15 protein-coding genes are annotated in these 22,016 nt (G+C 69.9%); 11 read left to right on the forward strand and 4 right to left on the reverse strand.

What is annotated here, in order from left to right:
• The first annotated feature begins 154 nt into the window (after positions 1-154).
• The 4 genes from C7H75_RS20905 (at position 155) to C7H75_RS20920 (ending at position 7,372) form a co-directional block, all read left to right on the forward strand.
• The gene (locus C7H75_RS20905; RefSeq protein WP_233281804.1) at positions 155-1,930 is read left to right on the forward strand and encodes an Hsp70 family protein; all 1,776 of its coding nucleotides are present in this window, start codon (positions 155-157) and stop codon (positions 1,928-1,930) included.
• 3 nt (positions 1,931-1,933) lie between these two features.
• The gene (locus tag C7H75_RS20910) at positions 1,934-4,435 is read left to right on the forward strand and encodes a LuxR C-terminal-related transcriptional regulator (protein ID WP_106851771.1); all 2,502 of its coding nucleotides are present in this window, start codon (positions 1,934-1,936) and stop codon (positions 4,433-4,435) included.
• 82 nt (positions 4,436-4,517) lie between these two features.
• Positions 4,518-5,894, forward strand: a complete 1,377-nt coding sequence (locus C7H75_RS20915) for a S1 family peptidase (RefSeq protein ID WP_005517675.1) — start codon at positions 4,518-4,520, stop codon at positions 5,892-5,894.
• Positions 5,895-6,055: 161 nt separating this feature from the next.
• A complete protein-coding gene (locus C7H75_RS20920; RefSeq protein WP_106851772.1) occupies positions 6,056-7,372 on the forward strand; it encodes a S1 family peptidase in 1,317 nt (438 codons plus the stop codon).
• Positions 7,373-7,472: 100 nt separating this feature from the next.
• Here C7H75_RS20920 and C7H75_RS20925 read toward each other — a convergent pair whose 3' ends face one another.
• Complete coding sequence (locus C7H75_RS20925; RefSeq protein WP_005517673.1) at positions 7,473-8,105, reverse strand: DUF8020 domain-containing protein; 633 nt, start codon at positions 8,103-8,105, stop codon at positions 7,473-7,475.
• Between the two features lie 518 nt (positions 8,106-8,623).
• On the opposite strand from C7H75_RS20925, the gene C7H75_RS20930 reads away from it, so the two are divergent.
• Positions 8,624-11,821, forward strand: a complete 3,198-nt coding sequence (locus C7H75_RS20930; RefSeq protein ID WP_106851773.1) for a (Fe-S)-binding protein — start codon at positions 8,624-8,626, stop codon at positions 11,819-11,821.
• 236 nt (positions 11,822-12,057) lie between these two features.
• The gene (locus C7H75_RS20935) at positions 12,058-13,017 is read left to right on the forward strand and encodes a type IV toxin-antitoxin system AbiEi family antitoxin domain-containing protein (RefSeq protein ID WP_069855581.1); all 960 of its coding nucleotides are present in this window, start codon (positions 12,058-12,060) and stop codon (positions 13,015-13,017) included.
• A gap of 101 nt (positions 13,018-13,118) precedes the next feature.
• Here the strand turns inward: C7H75_RS20935 and C7H75_RS20940 are convergent, their stop codons facing one another.
• Complete coding sequence (locus C7H75_RS20940; protein ID WP_106851774.1) at positions 13,119-15,068, reverse strand: S9 family peptidase; 1,950 nt, start codon at positions 15,066-15,068, stop codon at positions 13,119-13,121.
• A gap of 48 nt (positions 15,069-15,116) precedes the next feature.
• On the opposite strand from C7H75_RS20940, the gene C7H75_RS20945 reads away from it, so the two are divergent.
• The 4 genes from C7H75_RS20945 to C7H75_RS20955 all read left to right on the forward strand — a co-directional run bounded on the left by C7H75_RS20945 (position 15,117) and on the right by C7H75_RS20955 (position 18,761).
• On the forward strand, positions 15,117-15,539 hold the full coding sequence (locus C7H75_RS20945; RefSeq protein WP_106851775.1) for a TIGR03668 family PPOX class F420-dependent oxidoreductase: 423 nt from the start codon (positions 15,117-15,119) through the stop codon (positions 15,537-15,539).
• 96 nt (positions 15,540-15,635) lie between these two features.
• On the forward strand, positions 15,636-15,803 hold the full coding sequence (locus C7H75_RS26035) for a hypothetical protein (RefSeq protein WP_005517660.1): 168 nt from the start codon (positions 15,636-15,638) through the stop codon (positions 15,801-15,803).
• Between the two features lie 89 nt (positions 15,804-15,892).
• Positions 15,893-17,155, forward strand: a complete 1,263-nt coding sequence (locus C7H75_RS20950) for a pyridoxal phosphate-dependent aminotransferase (RefSeq protein WP_005517658.1) — start codon at positions 15,893-15,895, stop codon at positions 17,153-17,155.
• 283 nt (positions 17,156-17,438) lie between these two features.
• Positions 17,439-18,761 carry a YibE/F family protein gene (locus C7H75_RS20955; RefSeq protein ID WP_106851776.1) on the forward strand — a complete coding sequence of 441 codons (1,323 nt, stop codon included), beginning with the start codon at positions 17,439-17,441 and terminating at the stop codon, positions 18,759-18,761.
• 10 nt (positions 18,762-18,771) lie between these two features.
• On the opposite strand, the gene C7H75_RS20960 is transcribed toward C7H75_RS20955, so the two are convergent.
• Positions 18,772-19,950 carry a DUF7159 family protein gene (locus C7H75_RS20960; RefSeq protein ID WP_106851777.1) on the reverse strand — a complete coding sequence of 393 codons (1,179 nt, stop codon included), beginning with the start codon at positions 19,948-19,950 and terminating at the stop codon, positions 18,772-18,774.
• Positions 19,951-20,045: 95 nt separating this feature from the next.
• On the opposite strand from C7H75_RS20960, the gene C7H75_RS20965 reads away from it, so the two are divergent.
• Positions 20,046-20,561, forward strand: a complete 516-nt coding sequence (locus tag C7H75_RS20965) for an arsenate reductase/protein-tyrosine-phosphatase family protein (RefSeq protein WP_022597904.1) — start codon at positions 20,046-20,048, stop codon at positions 20,559-20,561.
• Here the strand turns inward: C7H75_RS20965 and C7H75_RS20970 are convergent.
• The gene (locus tag C7H75_RS20970) at positions 20,529-21,962 is read right to left on the reverse strand and encodes a tyrosine-protein kinase domain-containing protein (protein ID WP_022597906.1); all 1,434 of its coding nucleotides are present in this window, start codon (positions 21,960-21,962) and stop codon (positions 20,529-20,531) included. The two genes, C7H75_RS20965 and C7H75_RS20970, sit on opposite strands and share 33 nt — an antisense overlap.
• Positions 21,963-22,016: the final 54 nt, after the last annotated feature.

A 22,016-nucleotide genomic window follows, 5' to 3' on the forward strand; every position in this document is an offset into this window, starting at 1 on the left:
GTCGACCCCGCATAGGGGATCGCCGGAGGATAGGGGGAGAGCCCCCAACCTGCGATGTCCGCAGACGTTTCCCGTAACGCTCGGTGCGGCGCGGCCGACAATCGGCATACCACCGGCGGTGCCGTGCCCCGCCCCGAACGCATCGGAGATGGACATGACCGCAGGGCTCGGAATTGCTGTTGGAACGGCCAATTCGGACGCCGCGGTCACCCGCGCCGGAGACGTGGGAGAAGACGGTACCGCCTCGGTGATCGCGTCCCGCTCCACGATCGTCCAACTGTCGCCCGACGGCACCGCGACGCTCGGTTCCTCGGGGACAGGCCGGGCGGGCCTCACCGGCTTCGTCGAACGGGTGGCCGATCCGGTCGGCCTCCTCGGTCCCGACGGTCGAGCGCATTCCGGAGAAGACCTGTTCGCGGCGGCCGTCACGTGCCTCGTCGACGAGGTCCGCGCGGACACCGAGTCCGTCCCCGACGAGCGGACGCCGATCGTCGTCACCCATCCGACGCCGTGGAACAGCCACACGGTTCGAGCTCTCGAGTCCGCGCTCGAACGCATCGGGCTGCCGCCGGTGATCCTGGCGTCCGAGGCCACCGCGTGCCTGCGATGGCTCGAATCCGCACGCGGCCCGCAGGACGACGGTGTCGTCGTCTTGTACGACCTGGGGGCCGCGTCGCTCGACGTCTCGGTGATGCGCACCGGCGCCGAGGCGGGCTTACTCGGGCGGACGCTGCGGTCCGAGGACGTGACCGGCGCGCAGTTCGACCATCTGGTCACCCGGCACGTGCTCGACGACCTCACCGGGAGGACACCCGGATTCGACCCGTTCGATCCGGCCGTCCTCGAGGCTCTGACGATGTTGCGGCGCAACTGTTCCGCAGCCAAGGAGGCCCTGTCCACCGACACCGAGGCCGTCATCCCGGTCGCTCTGCCCGACCTCGAGACGGATGTACGACTCGTCCGCTCCGAACTCGAAGACCTCGTCCGGGCACCACTGACCACGTCCCTGGACCTGATCCGCGAAGCGCTGCGCTCCGCCGACGTCGAACCCGGCGACGTCCACCACGTGCTGCTCACCGGTGGCGGTGGCGCGATCCCCCTGCTCGCCGAACTCGTCTCCTCCGAACTGGGAATGACCGTGGTCGCGGCGCCGAACCCGGCGCACACGGCAGCCCTCGGCGCCGCGCTTCTCGCCGCCGACGCCGAGGCCCACGTCGCCGCGCCGGCCGTCCCCACGGCACCGGCGGGGATCACGCGGGGCAGCGACTCCACCGAACCACTGACGCCGGTGTTCCCGTCGCGCCTGCACTCCACCCGCAGCGGCACGAACGTCCGGCGCCGCATCGCGATCATCGCGGCGTCCGCGGCAGCCATCGGCGTGCTCGCCGCCGGGGGTCTGTCCCTCGGAACCGCCGCCGATCCCGCTCCCGAACAGTCCACTCCCCCGGCATCGTCGGTGCCGCTCGCCGAGAACGCCGCGACCGGCGCGGGCCCGACCGGCGAAGGCTCGCCGACGGGGACCGTGACCGTCGTCGGCAGCACCGGCGGAAACTCGACGAATCCCGCGACGGTCGCGGCGCGTGGTGGGTCCACCGCGACGGGCGTCGATCCGACCGGGCGGGCGCTGCCGCAGGGCGTCGCATCCCCGGCCCCCTTCTCCGAGGCGGCCCCTGCCCCCACCGCGGACAACCCCGCGCCGGGCGAGACCCCGACCCAGCCCGTCTACACCCCGCCGCCGGCGGCCGGCGGAGGCACCGCACCCGCTCCGGTCCAGGGCCCCTCCCCCGCGCAGATCGGCACCGGATTCGGTAATGCCGCAGAGGGAGTCGGCAACGGTGTCGGCGCGGTCCTGAACGGCGTCGGTGGAGTCGTCGGCGGTGTCGTCGGTGCGGTCGTGGATCCGGTGACCGGCCTGCTGATCGGGAAGTAGCCGATGCGGACCGGACCCACCACCAGCCCTCCGGGCGCCGACGTCCTGGCCGGAGTGCGCGGGGCGCAGGGCCTCCTCGACACCGTCGGCTCGGACCCGTCCGCACTCGTGCTCGTCCGCGGCCGCTCCGGGAGCGGTAAGTCGCTCGTACTCAACGTGATTCGGGAACACCTGATCGCGCACGGACACGACGTGGTCACCACTGTCGCTGCCGCGGAGACCGGCGACGCGGTCCTCGTGATCGACGGCGCACACACCCTACCCGCCGACGACCTGGCCGCTCTGCACCGTCTCGTGCAGCGCAATGATCGCGGCGTCGTCGTCGCCGTCGAACCGCGCCCGCACGATCCGGCGCTGTGCGCCCTCGGCACCACGATGCAGACACTCGGTTCGCTGTTCGACCTCGGAGCCCTCACTCCGGCCGACATAGCCGACCGGGCCCGCGCCCGCGGCATCGAGCCGACGCCCTCGCTCGCGCGGTCGCTGCACGAGTGGACCGGCGGCGCGCTCACCCATGTCGACGCGGGACTCGCGGCGGCGCGGCACGGGGAGGCCGGCGTGCGCGCTGCGGTGATCGCGCACCTGCAGGACGTGCTGCAGCATCTCGACGGCGATGTCGTCGCCGCGCTGGCACTGCACCTGTACGGGGGCGGCACGGACGCCGGCGACCTGGCGCCGGCTCTGGACATCTCACCCGCACAGGCGCAGGCACTGGCCGACCGGGTCCGCGCGAGCGCCGTCGTGACGCGCTCGGGTTCCGTCCTGCCGCTCGCGCGCCCGCTGCTGACGTCCGCTGTCGGAGTGACGCGGCTGCGCGACCTGCAGTCCCGCCTGCTGGCGACGCGCCTCGACGCCGGCACACTGGATACGCGAACCGCCTGCACGCTCGCCGAATCCGGGTTGGACGATCCCCGCCTCGCCGAGTTCCTCTGCACCCGAGCGCATTCGGCCGATCCGTCGGAGGCGTACACGATCTACGACTGCGCCATCCTGGCCGGCGCGGACGCCGACGCCCTGGCACTGCACCGCTGCGAGGCCGGCGCGCTGAGCGGCAACCTCGACACCGCGCACGCACTGGCCGACGCCCTGCTCACGCGGGCCGACGACCTCGATCCTGCCGAAGTATGTGCCGCCGTGCGTATCTCGTCGAGCATCGCCGCCCAACGCGGCGAGCTGGGACACAGCGCCGACCTGTACGAGTGGCTGGGCCCTGACCGTGCCGGCGTCGACGCGCCCATCGCCGCCACCGTCCTGCTCGCCGCCGGGCGTCCGGGGCCGGCCGAGGCGATGCTGGCGCGCGGACGCCAGGGTCCGCCCACGTCCGCGGCGGCGGGCACCGCACTGCTCGCCGACGGTCTCGCCCAGTCGATCGCCGGATCCGGTGCCGTGGCGATGAATTCGCTCACCCGCGCGATGGCCATGCTGTCGAGTAGCGCCCGCAGCCGCATCCTGCCGGACACCGCACCTGCCGTCACGGCACTGCTGTGCCTGCATTCGGGTGAACTCGCCCACGCCGAGGCGGTGCTGCGGCAGGCCCTCGAACTCGACCCGGCCGCCGGGATCACCCGATCCCGCCACCTCGTCCTGTCGGCCTGGACCGCGATGATCGGCGGCGACCTCGCCGGTGCCGGGACGATCCTCGACGGCCTGCCCACCGACCAGGCACTACCCGCCCGGGAAGCGTTCTTCCTGCACGGCCTTCGGATCGGGCTCGCCCGGCGCCAGGGCGACGTCGGAGCACTGCAACGCGAATGGACGCAGGCGCAGCCGGTCGTCGCCGGGTACTCGGCCGATCTCTTCGGACTGCTGCCGCTGGGTGAACTGTGGCTGGCCGCAGTTCGCCTGGGCGATGAGCAACGCATCCTGCATCTCGTCGAGCAGGCACAGGACCTGCTCGTCCGGCTCGGCGAGCCCGCGCTGTGGGGTGCCACGCTGCACTGGTACGGGGTACAGGCCGCGATCCTCGGCGAGAATCCGGCGGCACTGCTCCCGCACGCGCGGGCGCTGGCCGCGTCGGCCGAGGTCAGTTCGTACGCCGCCGGTCTCGCCGCCGCGGGCCGCGTGTGGCTGCGCGTGCTCCGCGAGGAGGCGGAGGCGGCCGAGGTGGAGGCCGCGGCGCGCACGCTCGACCGCATCGGACTTCCTTGGGACGGAGCACGACTCGCAGGAGAGGCGGCCCTGCGCGTGTCCGACACCCGCGGCGCGACCGCGCTGCTCCAGGTGGCGCGCTCGCTACGCGGCGCCGCGGCGGCACAGTCCGGCGGCGAGATCACCGCCACCGATCCGGCGGTGGGCACCCTCACCGACCGGGAGGCCGACGTCGCGGAACTGCTCGTCCTCGGCCTCACCCACCGTGAGATCGGCGCCCGCCTCTACATCGCACCCAAGACCGTCGAGCATCACGTCGCGCGCATCCGGCGACGTCTCGGCGCCAACTCTCGCTCGGAGCTGCTGTCGATGCTGCGGGCGCTCGGCCACGGAGGCCCGGAAACCTCTGCTTCGTGAACTTCGGGACTTTGTTCTCCGGCGGGTCGGCCGCAACGTGCCCTATTGTTGACAGCTGATCCCGAAGACCCGAAGGAATTCAATGCGTATCCCGCTGGCGCCGCGCGCCGCTGTGCATTCGTTCGCCCGCCGCGTCGCCGTCGTCGGATCGTCTGCGCTCCTGGTACTCGTACCGCTGTCCGCCTCCGCGCAGGCCGAACCCGCCGCGTCGGGTTCGCAGGTCTCCCAGCTGTCGGCGGACCAACTGCCGGACGAACTGGTCGAGGCCATCACCCGGGATCTGAAGATCACCCCGCAGGAATACCTGGACCGTGCCGCCCGCGCCCAGGAACTCGTCTCGTATGCCGACGACTTCCGCGCCGAACGGCCCCACGAGTTCGCGGGCGCATGGATGGCACTCGACGGCCACCCCGTGGTCTCGGTGACCACCGCGGAGGCGGCGCTGACCGCAGCCCGGGACGGGTACCGCACGCAGATGGCCGCCGTGTCGTCGGAGGGCCTGGAGAAGTCCCTCGCCGACTTCAACCACTGGGTCACCGAGCTGCCCCGCGAGATCTCCTCCCAGATCGGCCGCGCCACTGTCGACGTCCTCAACAACCAGATCGTCGTCGACGTCGCCAACAGCCCCGTCGGCCGGGCACTCGACCTGCCGACCCTGCTGGCCAACATCAAGGTGCAGGTGCAGTCGTTCGGCCCGGTGCCGGTCGCGAGCGGACCGCTCGGCGGCGACACGTACATCACCTCCCCGCAGCGCCTGGTGGACACCCCCGAGGGCGGCATCAGCGTGTGTTCCTTCGGCTTCAACGGCGTCGACCGCGGCGGCAACGCCGTCAACATCAGTGCGGGCCACTGCGACCCCGCACCCGGCCGCAACGCCGCCGTGTTCCTGCCCAACCGGGCGAACGTCCCCGACAGCCTCGAGGTGGGCCGGTTCGCGCGCTCCGAGGTGGGCGACGTCGACGGCCTCGACTACTCGCTGATCCGCCTCAACGACGCGGGTGTCCGCGCCGGCCTGGACCGTCCGGTCATCCGCGGCGCCGGCGGCAGCGCGCTCACCGTCACCGGCACGGCCGTCCCGGTCGTGGGAGCACCGATCTGCAAGTCGGGTCAGACGTCGTCGTTCACGTGCGGCGTCGTGACGGCCGAGCGGGTCGAGGCTCTGCTGGCGGTCGCCCCCAACGACATCCGGGTGGTCCGCGGCTTCTCCGGCACCGCGTGCACGCTCGGCGGCGATAGCGGTGGCGCGATCGTCACGGGCACGCTGGCCCTCGGCATCACCAGTGGCTCCAACAGCACCGATGCGCCGTCGTGCGGCGAGGCCAACATCGTCTACGCCTTCGACGGCGGCGCCAGCAATCTCGGCATCCCGATCCAGAGCATCCTCGACTCGGCGAACGCCACGTCGGGCGGCGGCCTCGGTGCCGGGCTGACGGTGCGCACCGGAACCGCCGCCCACTGACCGACATCGGTGAATTTCCGGCGTCAATCGGGCGAATCGGGTGGGCACTCCGCTCGCCGGACCATATAGTCGTACGCGACTCGGAACACCCGCGCCGCCGGGTGTTCCTCTCTGCGTGCCTCGGGGTCCACGGCCGTAGGGCGGACGATAGAAAGGCCCACATGCGAAGCTCGCTCGCACGTCGTGCTGCGGTGTTCGGTTCCGCTGCACTTCTTCTCGTCGCTCCTGCCGTCGCCCAGGCGGCTCCCGGGCCCGACACCTCCGGCGTCTCCGACCAGGCGGCGCACCTGCCGATCCAACTGATCGACGCGTTGCAGCGGGATCTGCAGCTCACGCCCGGCCAGTACCTCGAACGGTCGGAGGCCGCACAGAAACTCGCCGAGTTCGCGGCGATGGCCGGCGTCGAGTTCCCCGACGCGTTCGGCGGGACCTGGCTCGATACGGCGGGCGTCCCCGTCGTCGGCGTCGCGGGTCCGGACGGCGCCGCGCTCCGGGACGCGGCAGCGCAGGCCGGTTTCACGCCTCAGGAGGTCGCGCGCAGCGCGCAGCGCCTCGACGCCGACCACACCGCGCTCACCCACTGGATCGCGACGCTGCCGCCGGAGATCGCGAACCTCGTGAACGGCGTCTCCGTCGACATCGCCGCCAACACGGTCGTCCTCCGCACCGAGAACGCTGCCGAACCGCTGCTCGATCTGCTGCCGCCGGGTCTCCGGGAGGCGGCGCGTGTGGTCCTCGGGCCGGCGCTCGGCTCGCTCGAGCCCGCGCCCACCGGTCTCCAGACCGCCTACTTCAGCACCGACGCCCTCCTCGGCGGCGACTCGTACGAGGCCCGCAGCGGCGGAAACGGCCTGCGCTGCTCGCTCGGCTTCAACGCCGTCGACCAGGCCGGCGCGCCCGTGAACATCAGCGCCGGACACTGCGATCCCAGCCCGGCGTCGGCGGGAACCCCGTCCGCCTCCGTCGCCAACACCATGGTGGGCGGCCTGACGGGACCGACCGTCGGCACCTTCGAGAAGACCGTGCTGCGCGGAATGGACTACTCGATCATCCGGCCCAACCGCACGTCGGCGTCGCTGCTCGCGAACAACATGGTCCGCGTCCCCAACGCCGAGGCGCTGCGCATCACCGGCACCGCGAACCCCGTCGTCGGTGCCCCCGTCTGCAAGGCCGGTAGCACCACGGGCTTCAACTGCGGCGTCGTGACCAACGTCGGCCGGAGCATCACGGTCGGCGACCGCGTCATCGACAACGGATTCGACACCGACATCTGCGCGCTCCGCGGCGACAGCGGCGGCCCGGTCGTCACCGGCACCCAGGCCCTCGGTATCTCCAGCGCCTCGAACCTTGCTGCCGTGGCCACGTGCGACGCCACCACGGTGCAGCAGGCCACCGGCGGAATGGGACCGATGCTGTCGGCCACGCCGATCAACTCCATCCTGGGCGCCAACCCGGGGCTGGCGGTCCGCACCTCGTAACTCCGAACGGACAAGAGAAGGGGTTCGCTTCCTCCGAGTTAATTCGGAGGAAGCGAACCCCTTCTTCTTGTTCGGTGCCCGCTTCTCGTTCGGTGCCCGATCAGCCCGCGGCAGGCGCCGGGGTGTTCATCGTCTGGTACACCTGCCAGCCGTTGTAGGCGAGAACGGGTCCGGCGGCGACGATGGTGCCGATGATTCCGCCGGCTCCGGCACCCGTCGCGATTGCGGCCGGGCACGCCGCGATTGTGGAACCGGCAAGGCCACAGCCGACGACCGCTCCGATGATCGTGCCGATCAGCGAACCCACCGTGACCGCCGAGTCCACGCCCTCGGCCAGTTTGTCGAGCATCGACAGGTCGATGGGCAGCGGCGGCAGGGTCGGGCCGGCGACGTCGGCCATCGTGGCCTTCGCCGGATCGGTCTCGGGAGTGAGCGTGAGCTGACGGCCTTCGACGACGGGGGCGATCGAGAACTCGCGGTCGCCGAGGCGGTAGGTCAACGGCAGCGTCTGGATGACCTGTCCCGCATCGTTGCGGATCTCGACGAACCTGCCGTCGGAGGTGACGTGGAATCCACCGGCGTCGAGGACGGTCACGACGCTGCGCCCGTCGATGTGCGCCTGGTAGCCGACTCCGTCCTGGGCGGGTGCCGGCTGTGCGTACGCGGTGCCCGCGCCCACGCCCATCGCGGCGATCACGAGGGCCGACGTGGCGGCGAATTTCCGAAGCTTCATTGGCTTTCGTTCCGTTCTGTGACTGCCACGAATGGCCCCCCGAATTATTCGATTTTCGAAACCCGAGCCGTTCTTGCTACGCAGGTACCGGCTTCTACCAGCCGAAACAGGCAAGGAATGCAACCCGGGTCGCGGCGAATCATATCCCAGCCGGACATTGATCCGTCGCAGGATGAACCCGTCAAATTGCTAAACATACGTCCAATTGAACGTGTCCCGAATATGACCACGGGCGAGTTAGGACATCCTGTGCGACACCAGCCACATAGCACCGCATACCGTTAACTGAATACGACTCCGAGTCGCGACGGCCAGCCCCCTTCGCGTCCCCGGATCGAAGGCTCCAACGGCCACGGCGCGCCGCATCGAGGAACCAGAAGATGCAGGAAACGACGCTTCGCGCTATGTTACCGATTAGTAGATGCTGCAAGTTACCGGCGAGTAACTTGTGAGCGGTTACGATCTGTGGGCTGACCCACAGGCGGCACGCGTGCTGCCCCGAAACGAAAGGCTTCGACATGAATGCCCTGACGATTACGTTGGGCACCGTCGGCGTACTGCTGAGCCTCGTCTGTTGGGCCTCGTTCCTCAGCGGAGCTTGGCGGATGGCGAAGACCGTGCAGATCGGGCAGTCCGCGCCCGACCGCTGGCGCCCGTTCTTCCCCCGCTTCAAGCAGATGATCGTCGAGTTCATCGCGCACACCCGGATGCAGAAGTTCCGCACCGTGGGCTGGGCGCACTGGCTCGTCATGATCGGCTTCCTCGGCGGTGCAGCCCTGTGGTTCGAGGCGTACGGCCAGACCTTCGACCCGACGTTCCACTGGCCGCTGTTCGGCAACACGTGGGTGTGGCACCTGTGGGACGAGATCCTGGGTATCGGCACCGTGGTCGGCATCCTGACGCTGATCGTGATCCGTCAGCTCAACCATCCGCGCATCCCCGAGCGGCTGTCGCGCTTCGCCGGTTCCAAGTTCACGCCGGCATACTTCGTCGAGGTCGTCGTCCTGCTCGAGGGCCTGGGCATGATCCTGGTGAAGGCCGGCCGCATCGCGATGACCGGCCACTCCAACCCGTGGACCGACTTCTTCACGATGCAGGTCGCCAAGCTGCTGCCCGCCAGCGCCGTGATGGTCTCGATCTTCGCGTTCGTCAAGCTGATGTCGGGCATGATCTGGCTCTTCGTCGTCGGCCGCAACATCACGTGGGGCGTCGCGTGGCACCGCTTCTCGGCGTTCCCGAACATCTACTTCAAGCGTGAGGACGACGGCGGCGTCGCCCTGGGCGCTGCCAAGCCGATGATGTCGAAGGGCCGCGCCCTCGACATGGAGAACGTCGATCCCGACACCGACACGCTCGGCGCCGGGCGCGTCGAGGACTTCTCGTGGAAGGGCTGGCTGGACTTCACGACGTGTACCGAGTGCGGTCGCTGCCAGTCGCAGTGCCCTGCGTGGAACACCGGCAAGCCGCTGTCCCCGAAGCTGCTCATCATGTCGCTGCGCGACCACGGCTACGCCAAGGCCCCGTACCTGCTGGCCGGTGGCCGCAAGGACATGGGCGGCGACGAGGTCGGCCTGGTCGACGCCGAGGGCAATGCCGACGAGGCCGCGCTCGCCAAGATTCCCGAAGCTGCCCGCGCCGAGGCCGAGCGTCCGCTGGTGGGCGAGTCGGTAGAGGGTGAACTCGGCGGCATCATCGACCCCGAGACGCTGTGGTCGTGCACCACGTGTGGCGCGTGCGTCGAGCAGTGCCCGGTCGACATCGAGCACGTCGACCACATCATCGACATGCGTCGCTACCAGGTGCTGATCGAGTCGGAGTTCCCGTCCGAGCTCGCGGGTCTGTTCAAGAACCTCGAGAACAAGGGCAATCCGTGGGGCCAGAACTCCAAGGATCGGCTCAACTGGATCAACGAGATGGACTTCGAGATCCCGGTCTACGGCCAGGACGCGGATTCCTTCGAGGACTACGAGTACCTGTTCTGGGTCGGCTGCGCCGGCGCCTACGAGGACCGTGCGAAGAAGACCACCAAGGCCGTCGCCGAGCTGCTCGCGACCGCCGGCGTGAAGTTCATGGTCCTCGGTGCCGAGGAGACCTGTACCGGTGACTCCGCTCGCCGTGCCGGTAACGAGTTCCTCTTCCAGCAGCTCGCGATGCAGAACATCGAGACCCTGAACGCGGTGTTCGACGGCACCCCGGAGAGCAAGCGCAAGATCGTCGTCACGTGTGCGCACTGCTTCAACGCGCTCGGCAACGAGTACCCCCAGGTCGGCGGCGTCTACGAGGTGGTCCACCACACGCAGCTGCTCAACCGCCTGGTCCGGGCCAAGAAGCTGGTTCCGGTCGCCAAGCTGAACGAGGACGTCACCTACCACGACCCGTGCTACCTGGGCCGTCACAACAAGGTGTACGACGCGCCGCGTGAGCTGATGGAGGCGTCCGGCGCCAAGCTCAACGAGATGCCGCGTCACGGCGAGCGGTCCATGTGCTGTGGTGCCGGTGGCGCCCGCATGTGGATGGAAGAGCAGCTCGGCAAGCGCATCAACATCGATCGCGTCGACGAGGCGCTGACGACCTCGCCGAAGAAGATCGCGACGGGTTGCCCGTTCTGCCGCGTCATGCTCACCGACGGCGTCACCGCCCGTCAGGAGCAGGGCCAGGGCGAGGGCGTCGAGGTTGTCGACGTCGCGCAGATGATGCTCGAGACCGTCACGCGCCTCGATTCCACGCAGCTCACCGCGAACCTCAAGGTCGAGCAGCGTGAGAAGGCGCCGGTCGCTGCCGCACCGGCGGCAGCCGAGGCCGTCGCCGAGGTCAAGGAAGCCGAGCGGGTGCAGGAGGTCGAGGAGGCTGCGGCCACCCCGTCCGCGCAGACAGCTCCCGCCGGCAAGGGCCTGCAGATGAAGGGCCTCGCCAAGGCTCCCGGCGCGAAGGCACCGGGCGGCAAGGGCCTCCAGATGAAGGGCGCCGCCAAGGCTCCGGGTGCCAAGGCCGAGGCCGCTGCACCTGCCGCCGAGGCTGCTCCCGCTGCCGAAGCGCCGGCGACGCCGACCGCCAAGCCCGGCGGACTGGGCATGAAGGGCGGGGCCAAGGCACCCGGCGGCAAGGGCCTCCAGATGAAGGGCGCCGCCAAGGCTCCCGGCGCGAAGGCACCTGCGGCTCCCGCTGCTCCCGCGGCCGAGGCACCCGCCGCCGAAGCACCGGCTGCACCCGCAGCACCGGCCGCCAAGCCCGGCGGACTCGCCATGAAGGGCGGAGCCAAGGCACCCGGCGGCAAGGGCCTGCAGATGAAGGGTGGGGCGAAGGCTCCGGGCGCGAAGGCACCTGCTGCTGCGGCCGCTCCGGCAGCCGATCCCGAGGCACCTGAAGCTTCGACCGCTCCGGCAGCCGAGGCACCGGCGGCGCCCGCCGAGGCCAAGCCGGTCCCGCAGGCGAAGGCAGGCGGACTGGGCTTCAAGTCCGGCGCGAAGGCCCCGGGCGCCCGCAAGGCCGCCCCGGCCGCACCGGCTCCGGCTGCCCCGGCGGCTGAGCCGGCCACCGAGCCCGAGCCCGCCGAGCCCCAGGCCGAGGCCGCACCGGTCGAGGCACCCGCTGCCGAGACTCCCGCTGCCGAGGCGCCCGCACCGAAGCAGGAGGAGTCGACTCCGCCTCCGCCGCAGGCCAAGCCCGGTGCACTGGGCTTCAAGGCCGGCGCGAAGGCTCCCGGCCGCAAGAAGTAGTTCCCCACGTCGGCGCCCCCACCGTTCGCGGTGGGGGCGCTTTCGTGTCCGCGCTCCCCTCAGCACCACACACCTTTTCCTGGCGTCACACACGGTTTGGCTGCGGAAGTCCCGTGTGAACCCGGCAAAACGTGTGTGGGTCCACGCTGTGCACAGCTCCGCGCCTATCCACAGGCTCGCCCGGGAACCCGCACGGACGGCCGTTCGACCGGCCGCGTCGACGGCACGATGCCGGAGTGGACTCACACATCATTCGACGTTCCGAGGCCCTGCAACGCGGGGCAGCTGACCATCAACTGCAACGGCAGTGCCGCACCGGGGCATGGCGGCGGATCCGGCCGGGCCGATACGCGTCGGCGGACGCGTTCGACGCTCTCGACACTCACGAGCGACACCGGCTCCGGGCGGTGGAAACCCTGCGCGCGGCGTCCGCCGACGCTGTCCTCAGCCACCAATCGGCGGCGGTCGTCCACGGCCTGGACCTGTGGAAAACTCCACTGTCCGTCACACATCTGACCCGTAACCGCCCCACCGGTGGGCGACGCACCCGGCATCGTCATGTCCACTCCGCGGTGCTTCGGCCCGAGGAGATCGCGGACGTCGACGGGCTGCCCGTCACGACCGTGGCCCGGACGGTGGCAGACCTCGCACGAACGTTGCCGTTCGAGCAGGCCGTCGTCGCCGGCGATCATGCGCTCCACGCGGCGGGACTGACTTCCGAGGACGTTGCTGCTGCGGCGAACGCGCTGCCACCCCACGCGGGACGGCAGCGCGTTCACCGCATCCTCGCTCAACTCGACGGCCGATCCGAGAGCGTCGGCGAATCCCGCAGCCGGGTGTTGATGCTGCGCGAGCAGTTACCGGTCCCCGAGTGTCAGCCCAACCTCTACTCGGCCGACGGCGATCGTCTGGGACGTGTGGACTTCCTGTTCGAGGAGTGCGCTGTCGTGGGCGAGTTCGACGGCCGCGGCAAGTACGGCCGACTGGTCCCCGACGGACAGGTCCCGGCGGACGTGGTGTGGGCGGAGAAGGTTCGCGAGGACGCCATCCGGGACGCCGGCTGGCAGGTGGCGCGGTGGACCTGGGACGAGCTCGAGGTCCCCGGTGTGGTGGCCCGTCGGATCCTCGACGCCGTTCGCCGGGCCCGGCTCTCACCGCCACCCACTGGACGCGTCGAACACACGCCCAGGCGCTGACCGGATCACACACATCCTGCCCGCACCACACACCGCTTCACCATTGAATGCACGTGTGATGCCGACAAAGGGTGTGTGCAGCTGCGGTGATCACCCCCGACCTACGGTCGCCACAACTCCAGCCGCGGCACCCCGGGCGTCTCGAAGCCCATCACCTGCCCGTAGAAGGACAGCTCGGCCTCGCGGGCGCTGACGATCGTCTCGACGCGCCGGAATCCGTGCGCCTCACCCTCGTAGGCGAGGTACGCGTGCGGAATCTTCTTGTCCAGCAGGGCGGTACGGAATCGCTCGGCCTGCGACGGCGGGACGATCGGGTCGGACAGGCCCTGCAGCAGCAGTACCGGACACGACAGACCGTCGACGTTGTTGACGGGCGCGCGCCGGACGTACAGGTCGGCGGCGTCGGGCAGCGGACCGATGAGGCCGTCGATGTACCGGGATTCGAAGTCGTGGGTCTCCTTGACGAACTCCATCAGTTCGGCGACGCCGTAGTACGACACGCCGCACGCGAAGACGTCGGAGGTGGTGAGCGCCGACAGCACCGTCCATCCTCCGGCCGAGCCGCCCTCGATCGCGAGACGGTCGGGGTCGGCCAGGCCCGCGTCGGCGAGGCCGCGGACGGCCGCGACGGTGTCCTCGACGTCGACGATGCCCCACTGTCCGCGCAGCCGATTACGGTACTCGCGCCCGAAGCCGCTGGACCCGCCGTAGTTGACGTCGACGACGCCGATGCCCCGGCTGGTGAAGTAGGCGTACACCAGATGCACCGCGGGCGCGACATGCGCGGTGGGGCCGCCGTGCACGAACGCGACGTACGGCGGCAGTTCACCCTCGGGTGCAACGAAGTTCGGGTTGCGCGGTGCGTAGACGAGCGCATGGACCTCGCGTTCGGGGCCCTCGAAGGTGAGTGCCTGCGCTTCCGGGAGGTACTCGACGTCCGGCAGGTCGTCGACCGACAGCCGGACGTCGGTGAGCGTGCCGACACCGAGGTCGAGCAGTCGCAGACCCGAGGCGACGCGGGCGCCACCGCAGCGCAACAGGATCCGACGTCCGTCGGTGTCGCAGATCTGCACCGACGAGATGTCCTCGAGTTCGATGTCGCGCAGCGCACCGGTGGCCGGGTCGAGCAACGCGAGCGTGTCCGTCCCGACGGTCCGCGTGGTCAGGACGGTGCCGGCGTCGAGTTCGACGTGCCACACCGCTCCCAGCTGCCACAGGGGCGCACCGAAGTCCGCATCGATGGGGCGGACCGGCGCGACCTCACCGAACAGATTGACGCGGTACAGGTTCCACCATCCACTGCGGTCGCTGATCACGCGCAGCGTCTCGTCGTCGATCCACTCGGGTTGCAGCACCGATTCCTCGGTCCCACCGAGGAGCACGTCGACCTCACCGGTGTCGAGGCGGAGCACGCGCAGTTCGGTTCCGTCCCACGGCATCTGCGGGTGGTTCCATGCGATCCATGCGAGATGCGAGCGGTCCGGCGACAACCTCGGGTAGGCGAGGAAGTCGGAGCCGCCGACGATCGACCGCACAGCCGCCGCGTCGACCGCGGCCGATCCGTCGAGCGGCACCGCACAGATGTCGCGCACCGGTGACACCGACACCCTGTGGCGCTCGCGCACGCACCACACCTCGTCGCCGACGATCGCGAGGTCCCCATAGCGATCCGACGCCGGGACGGACGGGAGCGGCGTGATCGGGACCGGGGCGACGTCGGTGCGCGGGTCGAATCGGTACAGCCGCTGGTCGCTGAACTCGGCGAACACCAGCACCCCGTCGCCGGTGACGGTCCACGCGCCTCCGCCGTACTCGTGGACGCGGGTCCGCGCGTTCCACGGTGCGGGCAGGACGTCGACGACTTCGCCGTCGTCGCCGCGCCGCCGGATCGCGGTGCGTCCCCCCTCGGTGGGGCGCAGTTCCGACCACCACACCTGCTCGCCGACGAACCGACCACCGTCCACCGGGTGTCCGCTGGCAGCCAGGTCGGCGGCGCTGATCGGCGAGATCCAGGATCCGTAGGGAGCAGTTGCGGCTGCGGCAGACGTCATGTGCACAACCCTAGCCACGAGCGTGCCTCCACCACGTAGCGTTTCCACATGGCTCCCGAGATGCCCGGGCCCCTGCCCTCACGGTTCGTGGGCGCACCGGTCGCGCGGATGGCGACGGTGTCGGCGGACGGCGGCCCGCACCTGGTGCCGGTGGTGTTCGCCGCGGTCGGGGACGTCGTGTTCACGGCGGTGGACGACAAGCCGAAGTCCACCCGACGCCTGCGTCGGCTGGCGAACATCGCGGCAACGGGCCGGGTCAGCCTGCTCGTGGACCACTACGACGACGACTGGTCGCGGCTGTGGTGGATCCGCGTGGACGGGACCGGCGAGGTGCTGGAACCCGGTTCGGGCGTCGGGGTCGTGGCGATCGATGCGCTGGTGGCGAAGTACCACCAGTACGCGTCGATGCGACCGACCGGCCCCGTGATCGAAGTGCGGGTGTCCGGTTGGCGTGAATGGTCGGCGTCCTGACCCATTCGGGCATCGCACGCCCTTGTGACACAGGGCACATCGGGTTCACGATGGAAGGACCCTGTCTGTATTTCGTCCTGGAAGGACGGTCTTCTCATGACACGCAGGATCGCCGGAATTCTCGCCGCGCTCGCGATGATGCTCTCGCTCGCCGCGTTCGCCGCACCGGCTGCATCGGCAGAGGAAGCGACACCCGCGCAGGGGTCGGTGGGGTTGTGCCTCGTCATCCCGCTGGGATCGCTGGTGTATCCCATCTGCATCTGACCCCGACCGCGTCGCACCTGCGACGTTTGTGACGTTCCCGACGGCGCCCGAACGCACCCTCCGATATCCGTTTGCGCTCGAGTGGAAGTATGGAGGCCGTGAGCACTCCAGAACCCGCCCGTCCCCGCCGGCCGCATCGCGCTCTCGAGCAGTCCACCAAGCTGCAGAACGTGCTGTACGAGATCCGCGGGCCGGTACACGCGCACGCCGCGCGGCTGGAGGCGGAGGGGCACCGGATCCTCAAGCTCAACATCGGCAACCCGGCGCCGTTCGGCTTCGAGGCCCCCGACGTGATCATGCGCGACATGATCGCGGCTCTGCCTTACGCGCAGGGCTATTCGGAGTCGAAGGGCATCCTCTCGGCGCGCCGTGCGATCGTCACGCGCTACGAGCTGGTGCCCGGGTTCCCGGAGCTGGATGTCGACGACATCTACCTGGGCAACGGCGTCTCCGAGCTCATCACGATGACGATGCAGGCCCTGCTCGACGACGGCGACGAGGTGCTCATCCCCGCGCCGGACTACCCGCTGTGGACGGCCATGACGAGCCTGTCCGGCGGCACACCGGTGCACTACCTGTGTGACGAGCAGAACGACTGGAACCCGGACATCGCGGACATCGAGTCCAAGATCACCGACAAGACCAAGGCGCTGCTGGTCATCAATCCGAACAACCCGACGGGCGCGGTGTACTCGGCGGAGGTCCTCACACAGCTCGTCGACCTGGCCCGCAGGCACCAGCTGCTGCTGCTGGCGGACGAGATCTACGACAAGATCCTCTACGACGACGCCAAGCACATCTCGTTGGCCACGCTCGCTCCCGATCTGCTCTGTCTGACGTTCAACGGGCTGTCGAAGGCGTACCGCGTCGCCGGCTACCGCTCGGGCTGGGTCGCGATCACCGGACCCAAGGAACACGCGGCCGGCTTCCTCGAGGGCCTGGACCTGCTCGCGTCGACGCGCCTGTGCCCCAACGTCCCCGGTCAGCACGCGATCCAGGTGGCGCTCGGCGGGCACCAGAGCATCGAGGATCTGATCCTGCCGGGCGGGCGTCTGCTCGAGCAGCGCGACGTCGCGTTCGAGCGGCTCAACATGATCCCCGGCGTCTCGTGCGTGAAGCCGCGCGGTGCGCTGTACGCGTTCCCGCGCCTCGACCCGAACGTGTACGAGATCCACGACGACGAGAAGCTGGTCCAGGACCTGCTGCTGCAGGAGAAGATCCTGATGGTCCAGGGCACCGGCTTCAACTGGCCGAACCACGACCACCTGCGCATCGTCACGCTGCCGTGGGCGCGTGACCTCGCGGTGGCGATCGAGCGGTTCGGCAACTTCCTGTCGAGCTACAAGCAGTAACAGCCGCGCCGCACGTCCCGTCCGGGCCCGATCCCGGGCGGGAGGTCCGCAGCGTTTCGTTACACGCTGACACGACACGAAAAAACGACCCCCCAATACTGCAGGATTGCTGCGGTGTAGGTAGATTGACCGATTGGCACCCTCGGGTGCCCGTAAGCGCCTCGTCTTGCCCCCTCCCCCCCTGGGCGACGAGGTACCGGTGGCGGGGACGACCCCCCCTGCTCCCCGCCACCGACGCTTACCGACGTCCTCGCTAGCCTGGTGCGGTGCGGAGACGAATTCGATGACCCCCGAACTGTTCTCCCGTCGTGAGCGGAGTCCCGACCGTGGCCACGGACACGGGCATGGGCACGGGCACTTCGACGGCCCGGCCCCAGTCGGGCCGACCGCGGCGCGCGTAGTCGTCGGCCTGCTCGCCGCCATCGCGATCGCCGTCGTCGCCGGGGCCGTCCTCCTGTGGCCGAACAAACAACAGATCGACATCCCACTGCCCTTCCAGAACGCGGGCGGCGGCGCCGTGACCACGGAACCCGGCACCGTCGTCGCGCAGGACATCGCACCGTGCGGCAGCCCGTCCGCCGGTCGGGCGTTCCCGGGTGATCCCGCCCCGGCACCGGACGTGGGCGCCGGGTTCGACTGTCACCGCAGCGTGGTGACGATCGACTCCGGCCCCCACGCCGGCACCCGCACGCTCCTCGAGATCGTGCCCGGACCCGGGCAACCGAATCTGAGTGTGGGCGAACACCTCCGCCTGGTGCGACAGACGGATTCGTCGGGTGCGCCGATCTATTCGTTCAACGACTACGCCCGGGGTTTCCCGCTGCTCCTGATCGTCGCCGCGTTCGTCGTCGCGATCGTCGCGGTCGCGCGATGGCGGGGCGTGCGCGCGCTGCTGGGCCTGGGTATCGCGTTCGGCGTCCTGGTGGTGTTCACCCTCCCGGCACTGCTCGACGGCAAACCTGCCATGCCGGTGGCCCTCGTATCGGGGGCCGCGATCCTGTTCGCGGTGCTCTACCTGGCCCACGGGGTGAACCTGCGGACGAGTTCCGCCCTGCTCGGCACGCTCGCATCCATGCTCGTCGCGGCGGTGCTCTCGGTGATCGCGATTCGGATGACGCACCTGACCGGTCTCTCGGAGCAGCAGAACGCCGACGTCCAGGCCTACATCCAGCACGTGAGTATCACCGGGCTCCTGCTGGCCGGGTTCATCATCGGATCGCTGGGCGTCCTCAACGACGTCACGATCACACAGGCCTCCGCCGCGTTCGAGATCGCGTCGATGGACGAATCTGCCACGCGACGAACCATCTTCGCGTCGGCGATGCGGGTCGGACGCGACCACATCGCGAGTACCGTCTACACGCTCGTGCTCGCGTACGCCGGTGGCGCGCTCCCCCTGCTACTGCTCTTCAGCGTGGCCGGCGGTTCGATGGGGGACGTGCTGACGGGTGACGCCGTCGCGATCGAGATCGTCCGCTCGTCGGTGGGCGGCATCGCGCTCGCCCTCTCGGTGCCGCTCACGACCGCGATCGCGGCGCTACTTGCTCGCCCGCGCAGCGCGGCGAGCCCATCCGAACGACGCCGCGGCGGACGCCACGCACGCTGACCGTCGAGCGTCAGAGCCCCGGGATCTGCGGGATCGGCGGCAGCGGCAAGGATTCGAGCGGCGGTAGCGCATCGAGCGGGGGAAGCGGCGGCAGGTTCGGCAGCCCGGTGAGGGCGTCGAGCACGGTCCCCAGCGGATCCGGAGCCGGTTGCGCGGACGGGCTCTGCCGGGGTGCGCCGTTCGCAACCGGCCGACTGCCGGCCGGCGGCGCGAGGAGCGGTGCCTCCACCGGGAGGGCTTCGGGGGTGGCCACCGGGCTCGACGGAGGCGCCGACGGCGGTGCACTCGCGATCGTCACCGACGAGGTCACGGGCTTGCCCGCCGATTCGTCCGGCGCGGACCCGAAAAGGGTTCTGCCGTAGCCCAGCCCGAATCCGATGACGGCGAGGAGGGCGAGCATCACCCCGGCCGCCCCGGCGCTGCGCACTTGACGGCGGGACACGGCGCGGCGAGATCCGCGGCGACGTGCGCCGGGTCGGTGTCCTGTCCGTCGATGCGCTGTCGGTCGCAGCGATGATTCCGCCGGGGCCTGGGCGCTGCTCGCGACCCGCGCGGCGCCCGACGCTGCCGACAGCTCGGGGTCCTCCGGCACGACGACGGGAAGCCCCGCCAGGTCGGCCACGCGCTCGCGGATCGCAGCGGCGGTGGCCCCGCCGCCGACGAGTACCACCGCGTCGGCGCCGCACCCCGTCTGCGTCAGCAGTTCGTCGGCGAGGTCGACCACTCCCCCGATTTCCGCGACGCACAGGGCGGTCCGCTCGGTGGCGCGGACGGTGCCGGACTCCACGTCGACGACGCTCACCGTCGATCCCGCGTACCCCAGGTCGAGCACCACGACGGCACCCAGCCCGGACAGCAACCCGGTCGCGGCCAACTGCTCGAGAACGGCGGACAGCTCAGGGATCAGCCGGTAGTCGGCGACGCCCTCGCGCCGCATCGCGGCGTCCAAGGCGGCGGCCTGCGACTCGTCGGTGTAGGCGATGGCGACGGCGTCCGCCGAACCGGGGTCCTCGTCGCCCGCCAGCAGCACGCCGACCGCTTCCGCAGCCAGCTTCTCCGGGTCGTGGTCGCCCACGACGAGCGTCCGGCACTCGCGCAGACCGGCAGCGTCGCTGTGGGCACCGGGCGACGGGCGGCGCACGATCCGGACGAACCCGGATCCCACCGACACTCCCAGAACCCCACCCATGAGCCGCCTTCGATCGAGGGCGCACCCGGTGGACGCTCGAACCCGGTGCGAACTGAACGAGCCGAGTCTATACAGTCGGACCTACACTCAGCGTCATGCAGTTGCTCTTCGTGTGTACCGGAAACATCTGCCGGTCGCCCATCGCCGAGAGGCTCGCTTCGGCGTGGTCCGCACGTTCCGACACCATCGACCTCACCGTGGCCAGCGCAGGTACCCGCGCGGTCGTCGGATCGCCGATGGAACCCAAAGCCGCGCAGGTTCTTTCCGATCTGGGTGGATCGCCCGACGGTTTCGTTGCACGGCAGATCAATCCGGCCGTGGCGTCGTCGGCGGATCTGGTCCTCACGATGACGGAAGAGCATCGCGACGCCGTCCTCAAACTGAGCCCGCGGCACCTCAAACGCACGTTCACGCTGCTGGAGGCGGCGCACATCGCCCGAGCCCTCGGCCGGGGAACGGTAGCCGAGCTGTCGGCAGCGCGGGGGTCCGTCGGCCGGCCCGAAACGACCGACGTCCCCGATCCGATCGGCCGCAGCGCGATCGTGTTCGGGGACGTCGGTAGCCGGATCGAGTCGGCGCTACTGGACCTGCTTCCCCGCCTGGACGGGTAGCGGAGCCGGACTGACCTGCGTCGCAGGGCTTTCGATCTTCTGAACCGGTGCGTCCGAGTCGTAGTAGTACGAGTACTCGTAGGCGCCCTTGCCCTTCGACGGGGTCATCGTGAGGATCGTGCCCAGTACCGTCGCACCCACACTGCGCAGGTTTCCGACCGCTCGGGTCACCTGCTCCTTCTTCGTCTGCCCGTGCCTGACCACCACGAGTGCACCGTCGACCTTGACCGCGAGGACCGCGGCGTCGGTGACGGGCAGCAGCGGCGACGCATCGATCACGACGAAGTCGAAACGGGAGCGCAAATCGGCGATCAGCTTCTCGGCATGCGTGGAGCCGAGCAGCTCGCTCGGGTTCGGCGGCAGAGCACCGGACGCGAGAACCGAGACGTTCGGGTAGGCGGACGACTGCAGGACGTCGTCCAGGTCCGCCTGACCGGCGAGGACGGTGCTGAGTCCGACCGAGCCGATGAGGTCGAGGTACTTGGCCACCCGGGGGCGACGCAGGTCGGCATCGACCAGAGCCACCGAGTAGCCCGCCTCTGCGATGGCGAGCGACAGGTTGATGGCGGTGGTCGTCTTGCCCTCGCCCGGAAGCGAACTGGTGATCGCGAGAACTCGCGGCGGATTGTCGACCTCGAGGAACTGCAGGTTCGTGCGCAGTTCGCGGAACGCTTCCGCACTGCCCGAGTAGCCGTCGTGGAAGGCGATGGCCGCCTTCTGCTCACGCTCCTTGTCGAACGGCACCGAGCCCACCAGCCCGACGCCGGCGAGGTCGTCCAGCACCTCGCGGGACTTGACGGTGTTGTCGAGACGATCGCGGACGATCGCCAGGGCGATACCGGCGAGCAGACCCACGACGAAGCCCAGGGCCACGTTCCGCTTCGTCTTGGGGCTCACGGCGCTCGAAGGGGTCTTCGCCGCTTCGACGACCGTGGCTCGCGCGACCGGTTCGACGCCGGCTGCCGGCGCTTCGAGACCCTCGATCTTCACGACCAGCTGCGCGGCGATGGCGTCCGCCAGATCCCGGGCGAGCTCCGGCTTCGCGTCGAGGACGGAGATGTCGAACAGCACGGTGTCCGGAACTGCGGTGGCCTTCACACGTCCACCGAGGTCCGACGGAGTCAGATCGAGACCGCGCGATTCGATGGCGTCCTGCAGGACGTCCTCGCCCGTTGCGAGCTTGGTGTACGACGCGACGCGCTGCTGCGAGAACAGGTTTCCCTGGTACGCCTCGTTGACCGAGGCGCCTGCCGCCGTCGAGACGAACAGGCGGGAGGACGCCTGATACATCGGGGTCGACACGAGTGAGGCCGCCAGCGCCGCGAGTAGACCGACGACTGTCGCCAGCGCGATGATCCTCCACCGTGACTGCACGATGCGTACGTAGTCCTGTACTTCCATGAGCTCGATTCCCCGTCCTGTTCCTTTGCCAAGCTTTCGATAACTTTATGCGCG

Source organism: Rhodococcus (subgen. Prescottella) equi, from assembly GCF_003013675.1.
GTDB lineage: Bacteria > Actinomycetota > Actinomycetes > Mycobacteriales > Mycobacteriaceae > Prescottella > Prescottella equi.

Coding starts and splice junctions, on each gene's coding strand:
- C7H75_RS26035 (WP_005517660.1), top strand. CDS start 15,636: ATGACACGCAGGATCGCCGGAATTCTCGCCGCGCTCGCGATGATGCTC.
- C7H75_RS20925 (WP_005517673.1), bottom strand. CDS start 8,105: ATGAAGCTTCGGAAATTCGCCGCCACGTCGGCCCTCGTGATCGCCGCG.
- C7H75_RS20905 (WP_233281804.1), top strand. CDS start 155: ATGACCGCAGGGCTCGGAATTGCTGTTGGAACGGCCAATTCGGACGCC.
- C7H75_RS20970 (WP_022597906.1), bottom strand. CDS start 21,962: ATGGAAGTACAGGACTACGTACGCATCGTGCAGTCACGGTGGAGGATC.
- C7H75_RS20910 (WP_106851771.1), top strand. CDS start 1,934: ATGCGGACCGGACCCACCACCAGCCCTCCGGGCGCCGACGTCCTGGCC.
- C7H75_RS20950 (WP_005517658.1), top strand. CDS start 15,893: ATGGAGGCCGTGAGCACTCCAGAACCCGCCCGTCCCCGCCGGCCGCAT.
- C7H75_RS20960 (WP_106851777.1), bottom strand. CDS start 19,950: ATGGGTGGGGTTCTGGGAGTGTCGGTGGGATCCGGGTTCGTCCGGATC.
- C7H75_RS20955 (WP_106851776.1), top strand. CDS start 17,439: ATGACCCCCGAACTGTTCTCCCGTCGTGAGCGGAGTCCCGACCGTGGC.
- C7H75_RS20945 (WP_106851775.1), top strand. CDS start 15,117: ATGGCTCCCGAGATGCCCGGGCCCCTGCCCTCACGGTTCGTGGGCGCA.
- C7H75_RS20965 (WP_022597904.1), top strand. CDS start 20,046: ATGCAGTTGCTCTTCGTGTGTACCGGAAACATCTGCCGGTCGCCCATC.
- C7H75_RS20930 (WP_106851773.1), top strand. CDS start 8,624: ATGAATGCCCTGACGATTACGTTGGGCACCGTCGGCGTACTGCTGAGC.
- C7H75_RS20915 (WP_005517675.1), top strand. CDS start 4,518: ATGCGTATCCCGCTGGCGCCGCGCGCCGCTGTGCATTCGTTCGCCCGC.
- C7H75_RS20920 (WP_106851772.1), top strand. CDS start 6,056: ATGCGAAGCTCGCTCGCACGTCGTGCTGCGGTGTTCGGTTCCGCTGCA.
- C7H75_RS20940 (WP_106851774.1), bottom strand. CDS start 15,068: ATGACGTCTGCCGCAGCCGCAACTGCTCCCTACGGATCCTGGATCTCG.